This is a genomic window from Pseudomonas sp. GZD-222 (assembly GCF_049310525.1).
In the GTDB taxonomy this organism is placed as follows: domain Bacteria; phylum Pseudomonadota; class Gammaproteobacteria; order Pseudomonadales; family Pseudomonadaceae; genus Aquipseudomonas.
Genome location: NZ_JBMOWO010000078.1, coordinates 52333 through 67904, shown reverse-complemented (window position 1 = coordinate 67904; position 15572 = coordinate 52333). Strand labels below are relative to the sequence as shown.

The 15572-nt window shown below is 57.1% G+C and carries 23 protein-coding genes and 1 tRNA gene; 10 read left to right on the top strand and 14 right to left on the bottom strand.

Annotation, left to right across the window (positions count from 1 at the left end; all coding sequences use genetic code 11):
* Window positions 1-47 precede the first annotated feature (47 nt).
* The 5 genes from modA to csrA all read left to right on the top strand — a co-directional run bounded on the left by modA (window position 48) and on the right by csrA (window position 4116).
* Window positions 48-806, top strand: coding sequence for a molybdate ABC transporter substrate-binding protein (gene modA, locus ACO6VD_RS14785; RefSeq protein ID WP_422420052.1), 759 nt, complete (start codon window positions 48-50; stop codon window positions 804-806).
* A complete protein-coding gene (gene modB / locus ACO6VD_RS14780; protein WP_422420050.1) occupies window positions 806-1486 on the top strand; it encodes a molybdate ABC transporter permease subunit in 681 nt (226 codons plus the stop codon). The genes modA and modB overlap by 1 nt, the downstream gene beginning before the upstream one ends.
* A 3-nt stretch (window positions 1487-1489) precedes the next feature.
* Window positions 1490-2578, top strand: coding sequence for a molybdenum ABC transporter ATP-binding protein (gene modC / locus ACO6VD_RS14775; protein ID WP_422420048.1), 1089 nt, complete (start codon window positions 1490-1492; stop codon window positions 2576-2578).
* 42 nt (window positions 2579-2620) lie between these two features.
* On the top strand, window positions 2621-3634 hold the full coding sequence (locus tag ACO6VD_RS14770) for a DNA topoisomerase IB (RefSeq protein ID WP_422420046.1): 1014 nt from the start codon (window positions 2621-2623) through the stop codon (window positions 3632-3634).
* A 281-nt stretch (window positions 3635-3915) separates the two neighbouring features.
* Window positions 3916-4116 carry a carbon storage regulator CsrA gene (csrA, locus tag ACO6VD_RS14765; RefSeq protein WP_136476935.1) on the top strand — a complete coding sequence of 67 codons (201 nt, stop codon included), beginning with the start codon at window positions 3916-3918 and terminating at the stop codon, window positions 4114-4116.
* A 73-nt stretch (window positions 4117-4189) separates the two neighbouring features.
* On the opposite strand, the gene ACO6VD_RS14760 is transcribed toward csrA, so the two are convergent.
* From ACO6VD_RS14760 to ACO6VD_RS14750, 3 genes are read right to left on the bottom strand one after another with little or no spacing between them, the layout of a single operon-like run.
* Window positions 4190-4561 carry a response regulator gene (locus ACO6VD_RS14760; RefSeq protein WP_422420044.1) on the bottom strand — a complete coding sequence of 124 codons (372 nt, stop codon included), beginning with the start codon at window positions 4559-4561 and terminating at the stop codon, window positions 4190-4192.
* Between the two features lie 19 nt (window positions 4562-4580).
* On the bottom strand, window positions 4581-6026 hold the full coding sequence (locus tag ACO6VD_RS14755) for an ATPase domain-containing protein (RefSeq protein WP_422420247.1): 1446 nt from the start codon (window positions 6024-6026) through the stop codon (window positions 4581-4583).
* A 12-nt stretch (window positions 6027-6038) separates the two neighbouring features.
* Complete coding sequence (locus ACO6VD_RS14750) at window positions 6039-7193, bottom strand: two-component system sensor histidine kinase NtrB (protein WP_422420042.1); 1155 nt, start codon at window positions 7191-7193, stop codon at window positions 6039-6041.
* Between the two features lie 283 nt (window positions 7194-7476).
* Between ACO6VD_RS14750 and ACO6VD_RS14745 the strand changes: the two genes are divergently transcribed.
* Together ACO6VD_RS14745 and ACO6VD_RS14740 are read left to right on the top strand one after the other, a co-directional pair.
* Window positions 7477-7561 (top strand) — tRNA-Leu (locus ACO6VD_RS14745).
* 118 nt (window positions 7562-7679) lie between these two features.
* Window positions 7680-8093, top strand: coding sequence for a DoxX family protein (locus tag ACO6VD_RS14740; RefSeq protein ID WP_400170635.1), 414 nt, complete (start codon window positions 7680-7682; stop codon window positions 8091-8093).
* A gap of 15 nt (window positions 8094-8108) precedes the next feature.
* Here the strand turns inward: ACO6VD_RS14740 and ACO6VD_RS14735 are convergent, their stop codons facing one another.
* Complete coding sequence (locus ACO6VD_RS14735; protein ID WP_422420040.1) at window positions 8109-8294, bottom strand: hypothetical protein; 186 nt, start codon at window positions 8292-8294, stop codon at window positions 8109-8111.
* Between the two features lie 85 nt (window positions 8295-8379).
* On the opposite strand from ACO6VD_RS14735, the gene ACO6VD_RS14730 reads away from it, so the two are divergent.
* A complete protein-coding gene (locus ACO6VD_RS14730; RefSeq protein WP_422420039.1) occupies window positions 8380-8622 on the top strand; it encodes a hypothetical protein in 243 nt (80 codons plus the stop codon).
* Between the two features lie 33 nt (window positions 8623-8655).
* Here the strand turns inward: ACO6VD_RS14730 and ACO6VD_RS14725 are convergent, their stop codons facing one another.
* Window positions 8656-8853 (bottom strand): hypothetical protein, encoded by a 198-nt coding sequence (locus ACO6VD_RS14725; protein ID WP_422420037.1) that lies wholly within the window; start codon window positions 8851-8853, stop codon window positions 8656-8658.
* A 300-nt stretch (window positions 8854-9153) separates the two neighbouring features.
* On the opposite strand from ACO6VD_RS14725, the gene ACO6VD_RS14720 reads away from it, so the two are divergent.
* Complete coding sequence (locus ACO6VD_RS14720; RefSeq protein WP_422420035.1) at window positions 9154-9393, top strand: hypothetical protein; 240 nt, start codon at window positions 9154-9156, stop codon at window positions 9391-9393.
* Window positions 9394-9492: 99 nt separating this feature from the next.
* Here the strand turns inward: ACO6VD_RS14720 and ACO6VD_RS14715 are convergent, their stop codons facing one another.
* Window positions 9493-9987, bottom strand: a complete 495-nt coding sequence (locus ACO6VD_RS14715; protein WP_422420033.1) for a hypothetical protein — start codon at window positions 9985-9987, stop codon at window positions 9493-9495.
* Window positions 9988-10207: 220 nt separating this feature from the next.
* Here ACO6VD_RS14715 and ACO6VD_RS14710 point away from each other — a divergent pair, with 220 nt between their 5' ends.
* Entirely contained in the window at window positions 10208-10669 is a 462-nt protein-coding gene (locus tag ACO6VD_RS14710) for a GNAT family N-acetyltransferase (RefSeq protein ID WP_422420031.1), read from the top strand.
* A gap of 63 nt (window positions 10670-10732) precedes the next feature.
* Here the strand turns inward: ACO6VD_RS14710 and ACO6VD_RS14705 are convergent, their stop codons facing one another.
* The 8 genes from ACO6VD_RS14705 to ACO6VD_RS14670 form a co-directional block, all read right to left on the bottom strand.
* A complete protein-coding gene (locus tag ACO6VD_RS14705; RefSeq protein WP_422420029.1) occupies window positions 10733-11119 on the bottom strand; it encodes a hypothetical protein in 387 nt (128 codons plus the stop codon).
* Window positions 11120-11290: 171 nt separating this feature from the next.
* Entirely contained in the window at window positions 11291-11737 is a 447-nt protein-coding gene (locus ACO6VD_RS14700) for an acyl-CoA thioesterase (RefSeq protein ID WP_422420027.1), read from the bottom strand.
* A gap of 40 nt (window positions 11738-11777) precedes the next feature.
* Window positions 11778-12158 (bottom strand): GNAT family N-acetyltransferase, encoded by a 381-nt coding sequence (locus ACO6VD_RS14695; protein ID WP_422420245.1) that lies wholly within the window; start codon window positions 12156-12158, stop codon window positions 11778-11780.
* A gap of 67 nt (window positions 12159-12225) precedes the next feature.
* The gene (locus tag ACO6VD_RS14690; RefSeq protein ID WP_422420025.1) at window positions 12226-12639 is read right to left on the bottom strand and encodes a hypothetical protein; all 414 of its coding nucleotides are present in this window, start codon (window positions 12637-12639) and stop codon (window positions 12226-12228) included.
* A gap of 160 nt (window positions 12640-12799) precedes the next feature.
* The gene (locus ACO6VD_RS14685) at window positions 12800-13033 is read right to left on the bottom strand and encodes a hypothetical protein (RefSeq protein ID WP_422420024.1); all 234 of its coding nucleotides are present in this window, start codon (window positions 13031-13033) and stop codon (window positions 12800-12802) included.
* A gap of 422 nt (window positions 13034-13455) precedes the next feature.
* Entirely contained in the window at window positions 13456-14592 is a 1137-nt protein-coding gene (gene rffA, locus ACO6VD_RS14680; RefSeq protein ID WP_422420022.1) for a dTDP-4-amino-4,6-dideoxygalactose transaminase, read from the bottom strand.
* A 276-nt stretch (window positions 14593-14868) separates the two neighbouring features.
* Window positions 14869-15297 carry a GtrA family protein gene (locus ACO6VD_RS14675; RefSeq protein WP_422420020.1) on the bottom strand — a complete coding sequence of 143 codons (429 nt, stop codon included), beginning with the start codon at window positions 15295-15297 and terminating at the stop codon, window positions 14869-14871.
* A 5-nt stretch (window positions 15298-15302) separates the two neighbouring features.
* On the bottom strand, window positions 15303-15539 hold the full coding sequence (locus tag ACO6VD_RS14670) for an acyl carrier protein (RefSeq protein ID WP_422420018.1): 237 nt from the start codon (window positions 15537-15539) through the stop codon (window positions 15303-15305).
* Window positions 15540-15572 lie beyond the last annotated feature (33 nt).

The following is a 15572-nucleotide window of genomic DNA, read 5'->3' as shown; positions in this document are numbered from 1 at the left end:
TATTCATGTATATAGCGATTACCCCTCAGTCCATGGAGCTGTGTTTCATGAGTAAGTGCGCACCTCGTTTTGCCCTGGCCACCCTGGCCACCTTCATGACCTTCAACAGTGCGTGGGCCGATGAGGTCCAGGTGGCTGTCGCGGCCAACTTCACCGCGCCGATCCAGGCCATCGCCAAGGATTTCGAAAAAGATACCGGGCACAAGCTGGTCGCCGCCTACGGCGCTACCGGGCAGTTCTATGCGCAGATCAAGAACGGCGCGCCGTTCGAAGTTTTCCTTGCCGCCGACGACAGCACCCCGGCCAAGCTCGAAAGCGAAGGCGACAGCGTCAAGGGTTCGCGCTTCACCTATGCGGTCGGCACCCTGGCATTGTGGTCGGCCAAACCTGGCTACGTCGATGCCAAGGGCGAGGTGCTGCAAAAGAATGCGTTCAAGCACTTGTCCATCGCCAACCCGAAAGCTGCGCCCTATGGCCTGGCTGCCACCCAGGTGCTGGACAAGCTCAAGCTGACCGAGGCGACCAAGGCCAAGCTGGTCGAAGGCCAGAACATCACCCAGGCCTTCCAGTTCGTGTCCACCGGCAATGCCGAACTGGGCTTTGTCGCCTTGTCGCAAATCTACAAGGACGGCAAAGTCACCGAGGGTTCGGCCTGGATCGTACCGTCCAGCCTGCATGAGCCGATCAAGCAAGATGCCGTGATCCTCAATAAAGGCAAGGACAGCGCCGCCGCCAAAGCCCTGGTCGAGTACCTCAAAGGCCCGAAAGCCGCTGCGGTCATCAAGTCCTACGGTTACGAAATCTGATGCCACTCGATGCCAGCGACCTGGGTGCCATCTGGCTGACCTTCAAACTGGCCAGTCTGACCACTCTTATCCTGTTGCTGGTGGGTACGCCCATCGCCTGGTGGCTGGCGCGCACGCGCTCGTGGCTACGCGGGCCGGTGGGCGCGGTGGTGGCCCTGCCGCTGGTACTGCCACCGACCGTGATCGGCTTTTACCTGCTGCTGGCCCTGGGGCCGAACGGCTGGATCGGTCAGACCACCGAGGCGCTGGGGCTGGGCACGGTAGTGTTCAGCTTCAGTGGCTTGGTGATTGGTTCGGTGATCTATTCAATGCCCTTTGTCGTGCAACCGTTGCAGAACGCCTTCAGCGCCATCGGCGAACGCCCATTGGAAGTGGCGGCTACCCTGCGGGCCAGCCCCTGGGACAGCTTCGTCCATGTCGTGCTGCCGCTTGCCCGCCCCGGTTTCATTACCGCCAGCATCCTCGGCTTTGCCCATACCGTGGGTGAGTTCGGCGTGGTGCTGATGATCGGTGGCAACATTCCCGACAAGACCCGTGTAGTGTCGGTACAGATCTTCGACCATGTCGAAGCCATGGAATACCTGCAAGCGCACTGGCTGGCTGGCGCCATGCTGGTATTCTCGTTCCTCGTGCTGCTGGCGCTGTACTCCAGCCGCCAGGGCAAATCGGCCTGGAGCTGAGCCTTGCACAAGATGATTCATGCCCGGCTCAAGGTCGCCCGTGACAGCTTCGCGCTGGACGTCGACCTGCAATTGCCTGGCCGCGGTATCAGCGCCCTGTTTGGCCACTCGGGTTCGGGCAAGACCACCTGCCTGCGCTGCCTGGCCGGCCTGGAACGGGCGTCCGAGGCCTATATCGAGGTCAACGGGCAGATCTGGCAGGATTCGCGGCGCAACCATTTCGTTGCCCCGCACCTGCGCCCGGTCGGCTACGTGTTCCAGGAGCCCAGCCTGTTCCCGCACCTGAGCGTCCACGGCAACCTGACCTTCGGCTGGCGCCGCATTCCCGCCCAGGCACGCAAGGTCAGCCTCGAGCAGGCCTGCGCGCTGCTGGGCATCGGGCACTTGCTCGAACGCAAGCCCGGTACTCTTTCTGGTGGCGAAGCGCAACGCGTCGGCATTGCCCGCGCCTTGCTCAGCAGCCCGCAACTACTGTTGATGGACGAACCCCTGGCGGCCCTCGACGGCCCGCGCAAGCGCGAGATCCTGCCGTACCTTGAGCGCCTGCACAGTGAACTGGAAATCCCGCTGATCTATGTCAGCCATGCCCAGGATGAAGTGGCACGCCTGGCGGATCATCTGGTGCTGCTGGAACAGGGCAAGGTCCAGGCCAGCGGCCCGATTGCCGCCACCCTCGCGCGCCTCGACCTGCCGCTGGCCCAGGGCGACGATGCCGGGGTGATCATCGAAGGCCAGGTCAGCAGCTATGACAGCCACTACCAGTTGCTCGGCCTGCAACTGCCAGGCAGCACCCTGGAACTGCGCCTGGCCCACGAACCACAGGCGCTGGGCACGCCATTGCGGCTCAAGGTCCAGGCACGGGATGTCAGCCTGAGCCTGGCCGAAGATGCCAGCTCGAGCATCCTCAACCGGCTGCCGGTGCGGGTTAGCGGTCATCAACCGGCAGACAACAGTGCCCACGTCCTGGTCAGCCTCGATGCCGCCGGCAGCGTGCTGTTGGCCCGCATTACCCGCTACTCGGCCGACCAGTTGGGCCTGCACAACGGCCAGCAACTGATGGCACAGATCAAGTCGGTGGCACTGCTGGGCTGATCGCGCGGTCCATAGTACAGATTCTGTCAGCGGACTTGTGCCATGGACGAAACCACCCTCCCCGCCAGCCTGCACTACGTCGAAGACAGCCAGCCAGGCCTGCGCCGCAAAACTCTGCGCGGACGGTTCGTCTATTTCGATGACTGCGGCCAACGCATCAACGACCCGGCCACGCTAGAACGAATCAAGGCCTTGGTCATTCCCCCGGCCTATACCGATGTGTGGATCTGCGCCGACCCGCAAGGCCATATCCAGGCCACCGGGCGCGATGCCCGTGGCCGCAAGCAGTACCGCTATCATGCTCGCTGGCGCGATTTTCGTGACAGCCACAAGTACGCCCGCATGCAAGCCTTCGCCAGCCTGCTACCCAAGCTGCGCAGCCAGCTGGACAGCCACCTGGCACGCCCCGGCATGGACCGGGAGAAAGTCATGGCCCTGGTCGTCAGCCTGCTCGACACCACCCTGATCAGGGTCGGCAATCGCCAGTACGCCCGCGACAACAATTCCTTCGGCCTGACCACCTTGCGTAACCGCCACGTCAAGGTTCAGGGCATCGCCATCCGCTTTCGCTTTCGTGGCAAGAGCGGCATCGAGCACCAGGTGACCCTGCGCAACCGGCGCCTGGCCAACCTGATCAAACGTTGTATGGACCTGCCCGGCCAGGACCTGTTCCAGTATCAGGATGAACAAGGCAATCGCCACAGCGTCGGCTCGGGCGACGTCAACGCCTACCTGCAACAATTGACCGGCAGTGACTTTACCGCCAAGGACTACCGCACCTGGGCCGGTAGCGCGCTGGCCCTGAGCCTGTTGCGCAAGCTGCAATGGCAGCCAGAACCGGAAGCACGCCGGCAGATCGTCGACACCGTCAAGCAGGTCGCCCTGCGCCTGGGCAATACCCCCGCCGTCTGTCGGCGCTGCTACATCCACCCGGCCCTGCTTGAATGTTTTGCCCGCGGGGAACTGGCCAACCTGCCGCGAGCACGCAAACGCAAGGGCCTGGACGTAGAGGAAGTGCGCCTGGCGTCGTTCTTGAAAAGCCTTTGTCCCCCTTGAAAATCGATACAAAAGACCTCAGTTCTCATATCATGCAGAGAAATTTCCCATATTCGCTCAAGCCCCCTATGCTTGCGGGTGTGAGCAGCGTTCGTTGCCACGAAATGCTCATTCGCCCCTTTGGGCACCTGCGACTAAAGACTCACTACAGATTATGTGTTCGGGGGAATTAATATCCGCCGAAAGCGTCTTTAATGAAGGAAAAGAGGGACGCGCTCAGCGCGCTCCCGGCTTGTGCGGGTACGGCCCGCAAAGCAACTTACGTTACCAAGGAGATATACATGCTGATACTCACCCGCAAGGTTGGCGAAAGCATCGTCATCAACGATGACATCAAAGTCACCATTCTGGGCGTCAAAGGTATGCAAGTGAGAATTGGCATCGATGCGCCTAAAGATGTTCAGGTGCACCGCGAAGAAATTTTCAAGCGCATTCAGGCCGGCAGCCCGGCACCGGAAAAAGGGGACAGCCACCACGAGTAACACTCGCTGACTCAAGCCGCACGGATGCGCTTGACCCTGACCCCGTCAACCCTGGTGGTGGGCCACAATGGCTTTATGACGACTCGGGTGGGCGGAGCAATTCGTTGACCTTGGCAATCAACGTGGGGATATCGAAGGGTTTATCGAACACTGCCGCGAACAACTCAGGACAATCCCATCCCTCATGCGCCTGAGCGCCGCTGATTAAAATGACCGGCAGACACTGCAGTTGCGCGTTCTCGCGGATTTTCATCGCCAGCTCCTTGCCATTGAGCCTGGGCATCATGTAATCGGTGATCACCAGTTCAAAGCGTGTGCGCGCCAACGCCTCCAGTGCCAATTCGCCATTGCCGACCTTTACAACGTCAAAACCCTCATCTTCCAGAAGCATCCCCAAAATACTGGCAATCAGGTACTCGTCGTCAACGACCAGAATCGTACTCATGACCGTCCAGCCTGCAGGCTCACGTGCCCGCCACGGGCGTCGGAGTGCCGGAAAGCACCGCGGTGGCCTGCGTGAACGCTTTTTTCAGATCGATCCCGTGATCGCTGATGATCAATTCCAGTAGCGCCGGGTCGTAGTCGCTGTCGCGCACTTTGAGAATCGACAGCAAGCGCTTGAGCTCCGAATCCAGTTCGACAAAGCGCATCAATAACAGGTTGTCGACAATACTCGACAGATCCGGCGCCGGTGCATTGATTTCCGAACCGAAGATATCGCGCATCTCCCACGTTGCCATGACACTGACATCGCGGGCTCGCAGCTCTCCGGTCAACCCCCGGAAGAACTCGTTGAGCCGTGCCGGATAGGTGGCCAGCCGGGTAAAGGCCCCAAGGCTATCAATAAACACACGTCGAATACCCTGCGCCTGAACCTGGTGCAGCAGCCGCGTGCCGACCTCATCGAGCAGCCCCTCGGTGGTCGGCTGCCACGCGATATGCAGCGCACCCGTGCGCTCCATGGCCAGGAAATCGTGCCCCAGGGCACTGGCCTTCAGGCGCAAGCGCGGGGGTGTTTCGTAGAAACCGAAATGCAGCCCGGGCTCCTCCACAGTGGCTGCGGCGAGAAAATTCACGCCCAGGGAGGTTTTACCTATCCCGGATGGGCCCATTACCAAGGTCATCGAGCCGCCAGGCAAACCGCCGCCGAGCAATTCATCGAGGACCTTGATCCCACTGGCAACCCGGCCCAACTCGCCACTGCCCATACCACTGGGGTAGCTATACAGCGACTCAAGACGCGGGTAGACCTGCATGCCGCCCTCGGTGATCTTGCATTCATGCAGACCCGACAAGGCACCACTACCGCGCGTCTTGAGGACCTGGACGCTGCGCACCGAACGATTGCCAATCAATGCTTCATTCAGCTCGATCACGCCGTCGACCATTGTGTGCTCAGGGCTGCCGTTATCCAGCCGTGAACTGGTAAGAAACACAACCGTACAGCCCGCAAATGCCGCATGGCCTTGCAGCCCGGCAATGAACTTCTTGGTATCCAGCGCTGTTTCGGCCCTTGACCTGGCCGTGAGCAAGCCATCGACAATCAGCAACGACGCCTGATGACGGCTGATTTCGCCACGCAGCAGTTTGACCACCGGATCCAGGCCTTCGCTTTCCAGCGTATCGAAGGCACTGATGAACTGGATCTGCTGGCCTACCAGTGCAGCATCATAAAAGCTCAAGGTCGAAAGGTACTGAAACAGACGCTCGTGAGATTCGCTCAACAGCGTGGCGACCAGCACGCGTCCACCCTGACGGACATGGTTGAACGCCAACTGGTTGGCCAGAATGGTCTTCCCCGACCCCGGACGCCCCTGAACAATGTACGAGGCGCCAGCAATCAGCCCGCCTTTGAGCAGCGCGTCGAGACCATCAATGCCACTTGCAAGACGTTTGAGTTGTTCCACGATACGCGCACCTGCTCAGTTCGTCGTAGCAATGTCCGGCTGGAAGGCCGGCAGGTACAAGGTCATGCACGTGCCCTCACCCGGGACGCTGGCAACCTTGACTGCGCCATTACTCTGCTTGGTAAAACCGTAGACCTGGCTCAACCCCAGTCCGGTTCCTTTGCCGAAGGCCTTGGTGGTGAAAAACGGTTCAAATATCCGCGGCAACACACTAGGCGCGATGCCTCGACCATCATCGCTGACGTCCAGCTGCACGAAAGTCCCATGCAAGTCTTCGACCTCGCCGTCCAGCTGACAGTTGCATCCGCTCAGGCAGATCACACCTTGATTGTCCACGGCATCACGGGCATTGAGGATCAGATTGAGCAGGACCATCTGCAATTGCCCGCCATCGACTTCGATATCGTGCAGGCCCTCCTCCAGCTGAACCTGCAATTCGACACCCTTGGGCAATGCATGGACCAGTAGCAGACGAATCGACTCAACCAGTGTCGACACCTGCACCCTTCCCGCCTTCAAGGCCTTGTAGCGGGCAAAGCTGAGCAACTGCTGGGTCATTTGCGTACCCCGCTCGCCGGCATCGAGGATGTGCTCAAGCAAACGCTGACTGCGTTGCGGGTCGCTGCTGTTGAGGGCCAGTCGCGCCGAACCGATGATGATGGTCAGCAAATTGTTGAAGTCATGGGCCATCCCCCCCGTCAACAAACCGAGGGCTTCAAGTTTCTGCGACTGGAACAACTGTGCGCGCATGGCATCGAGCTGCAAGGCGGCTTCACGGCGATCGGTGATATCCCGGGTGATCTTCGCCAGGCCGATAATTTCGCCATCCGCCGAGCGGATCAAATCCAGTGCTGCCAGAGCCCAGAAACGTGTACCGTCCTTTCGCACGCGCCAGCCCTCGTCCTGGGCAACACCAGTGCGCAGGGCGCGCTCGAGCAATACGGCAGGTTTGCCTTCAAGTCGGTCCTGCTCGGTGAAAAACAACGAGAAATGCTTGCCGATGACTTCCGCGGCGGTCCAGCCCTTGATCCGCTGGGCACCTGCATTCCAGGAAACCACATGACCGTCCCGATCGAGCATGTAGATGGCGTAATCCACAACCGCCTGCACCAGTTGCTCGTAACGACTGGCCTGCATGCTGTGCAAATCCGAGCGATCAGAAGAACTCATGGCAGCTCCACGCAAACCACAGTTGTATTCAAGCATAGACAGCCAACACCGCGCGCAATTCCAGTGGCGTGACAAATCTGTTCCGACGCCAACGACAGAAGCCATTGAAGGCGTCGGCGATTGATTGCTCAAACGCCAGAGAAGGCCGGTCCAGCCACCTTCCCGGCGGTTGACTCAAATATAACGATGAGTTATAAAGCTCGCTTGATTGCGGAGAGAATGCGTTTTCTCCAGGGCTTGTATCCAACAACGCGCCCCGGTCGCCAGACCCTTTCAAACCTGTGCGAGTGTGGTGGAATTGGTATACACAGCAGACTTAAAATCTGCCGGCGTGAGCCTTGCGGGTTCGAGTCCCGCCACTCGCACCATCTTCTGAAAAAGGCGCCTTCGAGGCGCCTTTTTGCTGTCTGCGATTCCTCTTCCCCTGGCGCAAAGGCAGCAACCAGCTGCTAAGGTAAAATTGCCCTATAACAAAGGAAGGCGACCATGCGCTATACCCTGTTCGACAGCCAGCGGGATGTGATCATTTTACTGGCGCGGATCTTGTTGATGATCCTGTTCGTCATGTCCGGCTGGAGCAAACTGACCGGATTTGACGGTACGGTGGACTACCTGGCGTCACTGGGCGCCCCCATGCCCACGGTCGCAGCCGCGGTCGCGGTAATCATGGAGTTCTTCGTCGCAATCCTGCTGATTCTGGGTTTCTACACGCGGCCGTTAGCCTTCCTGTTCGCCTTGTTCGTGATCGGCACCGCGGTGATCGGCCACCCGTTCTGGACCATGGTCGACCCGGCGCGCGCAGCCAACAGCGTGCAGTTCTTCAAGAATCTGAGTATTTGTGGGGGCTTGCTGTTGCTGTCTGTGACTGGCGCTGGCAGGTTCTCGGTGGATGGGCGCTAGTTCGGCCACGCGTGACTACAGGTCATCCAGTGGATCGACGCCCTCGTCCCAGTCCACCTCATCCAGGGCGTCGACTTGCTCGTCGTCCTGGGGATCGAACAAGGGGTCAACTTCGTCCTGCTGTGCAGGGTCGAGGTCGTAGAAGTCATGATCGAGCAAGTGATCGTGTTCAGGCTCGTGGATATCCAGCTCGTCGTGCATCTTCAGTTCCTGCAGCAGCGCTGTTGGTAAAAAGGGACGCCTGTATAAGCCAGGGGATTCGAATCGTCAACGTCAGGAAGCGAGCATGAAATACCTGTTGATCTTTATCGCCAGCCACCTCGCGACCTACTATGCCGTTGGAAGCATTATCGAGCATCGTCTTCAGGATCTGGCCGAAGACCTTCGGCATAGCCCCAACGCCCCCACCCAAACCCAGTACTTCGAAGACGTGCGCCTGCATGCGCGGCACTCCAAGATCGAATACTGCGCGGTGCTGGGCACGCTCCTCGCGGCGCTACTATCACTGCTGGTGTGGGTGCTGAGTTAAGTTACCGGTCATCCGCCACTCTAGCGAATCTACCTAGCTTTGCTGCCGAAGCAAAGCGGCATTGGCCTGACGCACCATGTCCAACCATTCACTGGCACTGACTGAACCCGAACGCTCCAATCGCTCCGCTGCGATCAATGCCTGATCATAAGCAGCTTCCTGAAGCACACCCTCGCCCAGGAAACTGGCACGCCATTGCAGAATCGCAACAGCCCCTTTCTTGTCATCCATCCCCATCCCCAAATAGCACTGGTTACCGGCAGCAATCCGGGTTGCCGCCCACGCGGCGGCGAGGATACACAATAGCGATAGATCTGAGAATAGTTAGCATTATCGTTAATGGCATTTATATGACAGCCGGTTACTTTCTTCAACTCATCCACGTGCAGCAAAGAAACGGATACTCCGAAATCGGGCAGAGAGTAATCACGAGGTAGTGTTCATACCTCTGGTCGCCTGCCTCGCCACTTTGTTGCAGCAACCCAAATGGATGACTAATAGTTAGATGTCTGCCTGGGGAGGCACAAAAAAATGCAACCACGATTCGTTATTGTTCCGGCGGTGCCGATAGAGCAGGAATCCTTCCGCACTGGCACCCGCTTTTACGCGACAACCGTATCTGGCGGCTTCGATATTTACGACAATCAGGAAAAGATACGGCTGAAACCCAGCTACACAGGCAAGGAAGACGCAATGGTGCACTGCGCTCGAATGAACGCCGAGCACGATGCGAGCCCGGTGAACGGTCCCGCATACTTGATGCAGATCTAGCGCAAAGGCATTCAGCGCCACGTAATTGCGAATACGCAAACCGTGGCGCTGTGCGTTTCTCGCGCCGCGAGAAACAGGTCTTACCTTGGCCAATATGAATCAGTTGACCGGAACCAGCCGCTCGCGCTGAGCGGCGCTCAAATCATCAATGAAACCTATTTTCAACTCGTCTGAGTTCTTGACCAGCGGCTGACCCATATCGGCTGATGCGTGCTCAGGAAGCTTGTACATTGCCCCCGTGAGCGGATCGACAATAAGCATACCGATCAAACCACCGATCAGAATGTTGCCCCAATACCAACCGCTCAGACTGGAGTCCAGCTCGATACTCTTATCCGGGTAGCCGTCCTTTTTGAAGTGCAGCTTATAGGTCTGACCGGAGAAGTAGCCACTGCCCGACTTCAGGGTGACCGTACTCGGAGTGTTGCCGGTGTGGACCAGCGCTCCATCTTCGTCGGTAATTTCGAACGTGGCGCCTGGCGGTGCGCTCGAGACCGCCACTGGATAGCGCGATTCGCCGACAATGCTGGCGCAACCCTGAATTCCCACACATGCTGCAACTATCACTGCCCCAACCATCTTCCGAAACGTCATCAATACCGCTCCATTGCGCCTTCATTGGCCGGACCGGGGATCGGCCCGCGGCGATTCTACAGAAGAAATGGCAATACGCCACCACTCACTTTCTGGTCGAAATCCGCCACAATGCCCGGCATTCATGCCGAGAGGCAGCAGTCAAAATAACGCTGATCAGGATATGCCCCTGCAATCCTGTGTCATGACACATTCAGTGGTTTTTCAGAGCAGGACGCCCATGCCCACTATTGACTGGCTAGAAAATCATATGACCTATTGCGACACTTTCGCTCGATGGGTTCACCAGCAATTCCATTACGAATTTGAGGATTTGCCACTAGCGCAGTGGCAACAAGAATTCGCTGAAGGCCAGCGCAATGACAGATGGAAATGCCTGATCGCCCTGGATCACGATCAGCTACTGGGAGGGGCCGCCCTCGCGACTGACGACCTGTCCTCCCGTCCCGACCTTGGCCCTTGGCTCGCTTGTGTGTTCGTTACCCCTTCGGCAAGGGGGACGGGAATTGCCGAGCAGCTGATCGAGGGTATTGGCTCCCACGCACAGGACGTAGGCATCAAAACCTTGTATCTGCACACCAGTGATCAGCGGGCTTACTATGCCAAGCGTGGCTGGACCGAGGAAGAGCAGTTCAAGGCCTGGGGCAAGGAACAATGGATAATGTCACGCGCTATTCGCTGACAGGTCAGAGATAGATGCAAAAAGCCCAGCGCTAAACTGGGCTTCTGGCTCACCAACCATCATCTATGCCTTTGAACACATAAGCGCAGCATCAAGCAGCCTTCCATGGTCATACCAGGCATCCCTTTGATAGGCAGAGAATGAATGATGCGTCCCTGAACTCTTGACTTCGACAAGGCCCGTAGCCTCATTGGGATCAGTGCTATCAAGAAAAAATTTGACCGAACCATTTTGCTCTAGCGTATAGGTTTTCGAACCCACTGGAAGCTCATCTTTCACACACACCAGATAATCTGGTGGACTCTTCGCGGTCGTACCAGAGGTATGATCACGCCCCATTCGGATATCAGGATTTTGTGCACAACCTGCAAAAAACAAGCTGAAAAACAACAAAAGCATCATGCCACTTGCGCCAGAATCCGATGCCGCTACTTTCGCCGAGCCTTTCATGTGACGCCCTCCGACACCCCATTAAAATTCATGGATAGTTACGGACAAGCACAACCCTTTTTTAATTATTAATCCGCGCTCAAGGTCAAATTACTACACCACCTGTAAATATTAGCCGCACCGGGGACTGACAATGTTACAGTTCGCTATACTTATTAGTGTGAATATGAATTAGGTAGACTGGCCAGCCAGTCCCGGCATTTCCAACGCTCGAGGCTGGAGCAGCGCCCGCAGCTGCTCAGGGACCGGTATAACTTCTCTGCTAACCGGCGAAATGCAAACGTGAGTAAGGCTGGAGGTAAAGGCCAAAATACCTGATGCGACATTACCCTCGACCAGAAATGTGAATGAGTGACGCCCAACACTGGAAACACTTACCTTCATAGAAAGTTCTTCATCCCAGGTAACGGGATGAAGAAACTCTAGCGAGAACGCTCTGGCGGGAGGCAGTATATCAAAACCAAACAGGGTTCTTAATCCAGGACCGGCAAGCCAAACGCTCAGCGCATCATGAACAGCCTCAATAACGAAGTACGAAAACCTGGGTGTATAGACAATCCCTTCCGGGTCGCAGTCACCGAATAACACCTTCCTTTTAACAATCACTGTGTTCGGCACAACATCAATCCTTAATATTGAGCGGCAGCGCGCGCTGCCACTAATTCAAAAATCGCACAAAAATCAGCTCCGGATCTCCAGGATCAAGATTCTCTATGGTGCCGCTGTGCTGATAACCAAGCTGTATCAACAATTGTCGCATAGGCCTATTGGACGCGTTGGTGGACGTAAAAATCTTTTCCGCAGCAGCGTGTTGTTCCAGATGAGCCATGATTTTCCTGCCGACTCCAGAACGTCTTACATCGTTTGAAACGATCACCAGAGGGATAAACCATTCGCCGAAAAAGCTCTGATCCAGGCAACCGTAACCTATCACGACACCAGGATCGCTGGCCTTGCAGGCGACCCAACATTCGCGTGATGCTACCGCCTGTTCAATGTAGGCTCGGCGGCGGCGATCTTTTTCAGCAATTAGGTCCATACGCAGCAAGCAACTGATATCGCTTACTACAGCTTGCCTGACGTGCCAACGCCTGGACCTCTCGCCGTCAGGGTTCTGTTTGCACATCTCGACTCCGCCACTCGATGGCAACAGCAACCCCCGCCAGCAGAATAGCCAGCGTGTATGCAAACAGGCCGAGATTAATCCCCAGGATCATTTTTTCTGAACCGTCTGTGAGCACCATCGAACCACCGTACCCATCGCGGAGCCAGTAAGCCATTAAAAATCCGCCGGTTACAAACACCGTGAGAAGGCTAGCTAGCTTGAGGTTATCTTTGCCCCACACGAGCCAGACACTGAAGGCTCCAATCGCGGTGTTGGTAAATAATTGCCAAGTCTCATGCAGACGGGCGTGGGGCTCCCATGCCTGGTTGAAAACATGGGTGTCATTGACCTCAAGGACGGGTACGACCACAGCGTAAAAGACAATTCCAACTGTCACCAACAGCTTCGCGAGCATCTACAACCTCCTTGTCCGTGGTTTGGGCGTTACTTGCCCTTCCCCGCACTGTAGCGTGGTGTCGACAGGTGATCCAGATGCAAAGGCCCAGCATGCTGAGTGATTAACCAGGCCTGCCATGCGCCCCTATTCCAGGTGCGCGCATGAAAGCTTGATCGTCTTAGCTTTGACCATCTTGCACAGTGACCCGCACGCCAGTAGCCACAATCTCGTACTCAGTTTCGGAAATTTTTTTCACGTCACCACCAAATTGCATTTCGAAGTGCTTCAGGCCTTCATGTCGAATCATGCCATTTGAGGAGCGTTCAACGGTCTCGTCCTGATAAATGTTAATCACGTAGTCAACATTATCCGTGCCAACTCCAACTATTTTTCCAACATATTTATCTGCCATGTCCGACCCCTGGAGTGAATCTTCAAATAGCGGGTGCTGACAGATCAACCCACACCATTGAACAGCTTAGTTCACCATGATGTTGGCCTGTGCGTGAGCGTGTTCGTTGAGGAGGAATAAGACCAGGTGCGGCAGGCTCACGATCAGTCCTTGGGAAGACCCACCGCCTTGGCAGCAGCGGCGCCAATCTTGGTCAGTTCCGGGGCTGGAGGTTACGGCCAAGGTGACTTATAGCTGGTAGGGCTGGGGTACGCGTATTTCAGCTGGGCTGGTGGTCGACCCAATGGGATCGACGGCGCCCTGCCGTACCGCCTTGGCTCGCGCGGCAGGTAGTGACAAGCCCGATCGAGTTGATCGCCGCACCCAGACAAAAACACCTACTGATAGCACGTGTTTTGCTGGGCGGGTGGGTGCGCAGATGATCAGGCTACGGCGTTTTTCAGCACCTCGACGATGCGTATCTGCTGCTGAACTGACAGCCCTCCCCACAGTGGTAGACGCATCAGTCGCTCCGACTGCTGCTCGGTGACTGGCAGGTCACCATGGGTGCGCGCGTAGCGCTGCCCGGCAGGAGAACCATGCAATGGGACATAATGAAAAACAGCGTGTATATCGTTTTTCTTCAGCTCGGTCAGCACGTGACGACGGTCAATCTCGGGCGCCAGCAGCACGTAGTACATATGGGCATTGTGTTGGCAGTCAACTGGAATGAATGGCCGCCGCAGCAGGTCTTTTTGTTCCAGTGGTTGCAGCAGGTCATGGTAGCGCTGCCAGATCGCCAGGCGGTCGTCAGTGATTCGTTCGGCTTCCTCCAACTGCGCCCAGAGGAACGCTGCGATCATCTCCCCAGGCAAGAATGACGAGCCCACTTCTTGCCAGGTGTATTTGTCCACCTCACCGCGGAAAAAGCGGCCACGGTCTGTACCCTTCTCGCGGATGATCTCTGCACCCTGTACCAGTGTTGGGTCGTTGACCAGCAACGCGCCGCCTTCGCCAGAAATGACATTCTTGGTTTCATGGAAGCTGTAGGCACCCAGGTCGCCAATGCTACCCAGCGCGCGGCCTTTGTAGGATGCCATGATCCCTTGGGCAGCATCCTCCACCACTTTCAGACCGTGGCGTGCGGCTATCGCCATGATGGCGTCCATTTCGCAGGCAACGCCTGCATAATGAACCGGCACGATGGCGCGGGTACGTGACGTGATGGCGGCCTCGATCAGGCGCTCGTCGAGGTTCAGGGTGTCCTCGCGAATGTCCACGAACACCGGCACTCCCCCGCGCAGCACAAAGGCATTGGCCGTTGAGACGAAGGTGTACGCAGGCATGATGATTTCGTCACCCGGCTGAATGTCCAGCAGCAGGGCAGCCATTTCCAGGGCGGCGGTGCAGGAGTGGGTGAGCAAGGCCTTTTTGCAGCCGCTCTTGTGTTCCAGCCATTCGTGGCAGCGCTTCGTGAAGGGGCCGTCGCCTGCCAGCTTGTTGCCGAACTTGGCTTCGGCGATGTAGTACAGTTCTTTGCCAGTCATGAACGGACGGTTGAACGGAATCTTTTCAGTCATGGGTTAGTACCTTTTAACTTAGGATGCCCGTCGAAGCTGCACTCGGAACATCAGCTTGTAATTATGTCGAGTGTAGGCGCTGCGGCCTTGTCATACGCCTGTAAGCTCGTTTCAGGTTGCCAGTTTACGACCTTGATTTCGCGCAGCATGAAGGACCTTCAGCCCCACTCGATGAGCCACAGTTTGATGCGCATGATCACTTGAAGCTCACTGGAGGTAGCGGTGTCCACCGTAGCTATTCTGGCTGGCGCACGGGCTCACGGAAACCAGGAGTGGTCAGCATGGCGTTGGCCGCTTGGGAAACACGAAGTATCGAAGCAGCAGATAAAGTATGCCGGCCACGGCAAAAATGGCGAAAATTTGCACCAGTTGATGAGGGTACCCCAGCACATCGTGAAACACATAAAGGATTCCAATCTGCGTGGTGTAACCAATCGCATGGGCAATGCAGTAACGAAGTAGTCCGTGCGGCGCACTTCCTTCATAGGAAAACGAATAGCGTGCATGTCCAAAATAGGCCATGGCGGCGGCCACCGGGTACATGATCGCGACCACTGTCTTGGGGTCGAACCAGAGCCAGGTCAATAGCAGGTAGATCAAGTAACCGCGCAGGTTGTTGAGTACACCGACGATGCCATATCGAACGATCGGGTACCGTGCACCTTTTCGAAACAGATTGACGAGGCGCCAGTGGCCAACACTCATGAGCCTCAGGCCTGGTGTGTATTGGCGTACGCCACGAGATCATCGAGGGTCTGCAACTGGTCTACCTCGGCATCGTTGTTTGCGATGCCATAGGCGTCCTGTACGGCCAGTACGATGCTGAACAGGCCCAGCGAGTCAACGCCTTGTTCGGTGATGCTCATCTCTGGACGCAGGCTTTCCGGTGCCTCGATTGCCTTGGCTTTGCGGATGACGTCGACGATATTCTCACGGGTGACGGGCATTTCGTGTTCCTTGTGTTCTGTTATGTAGTGCTG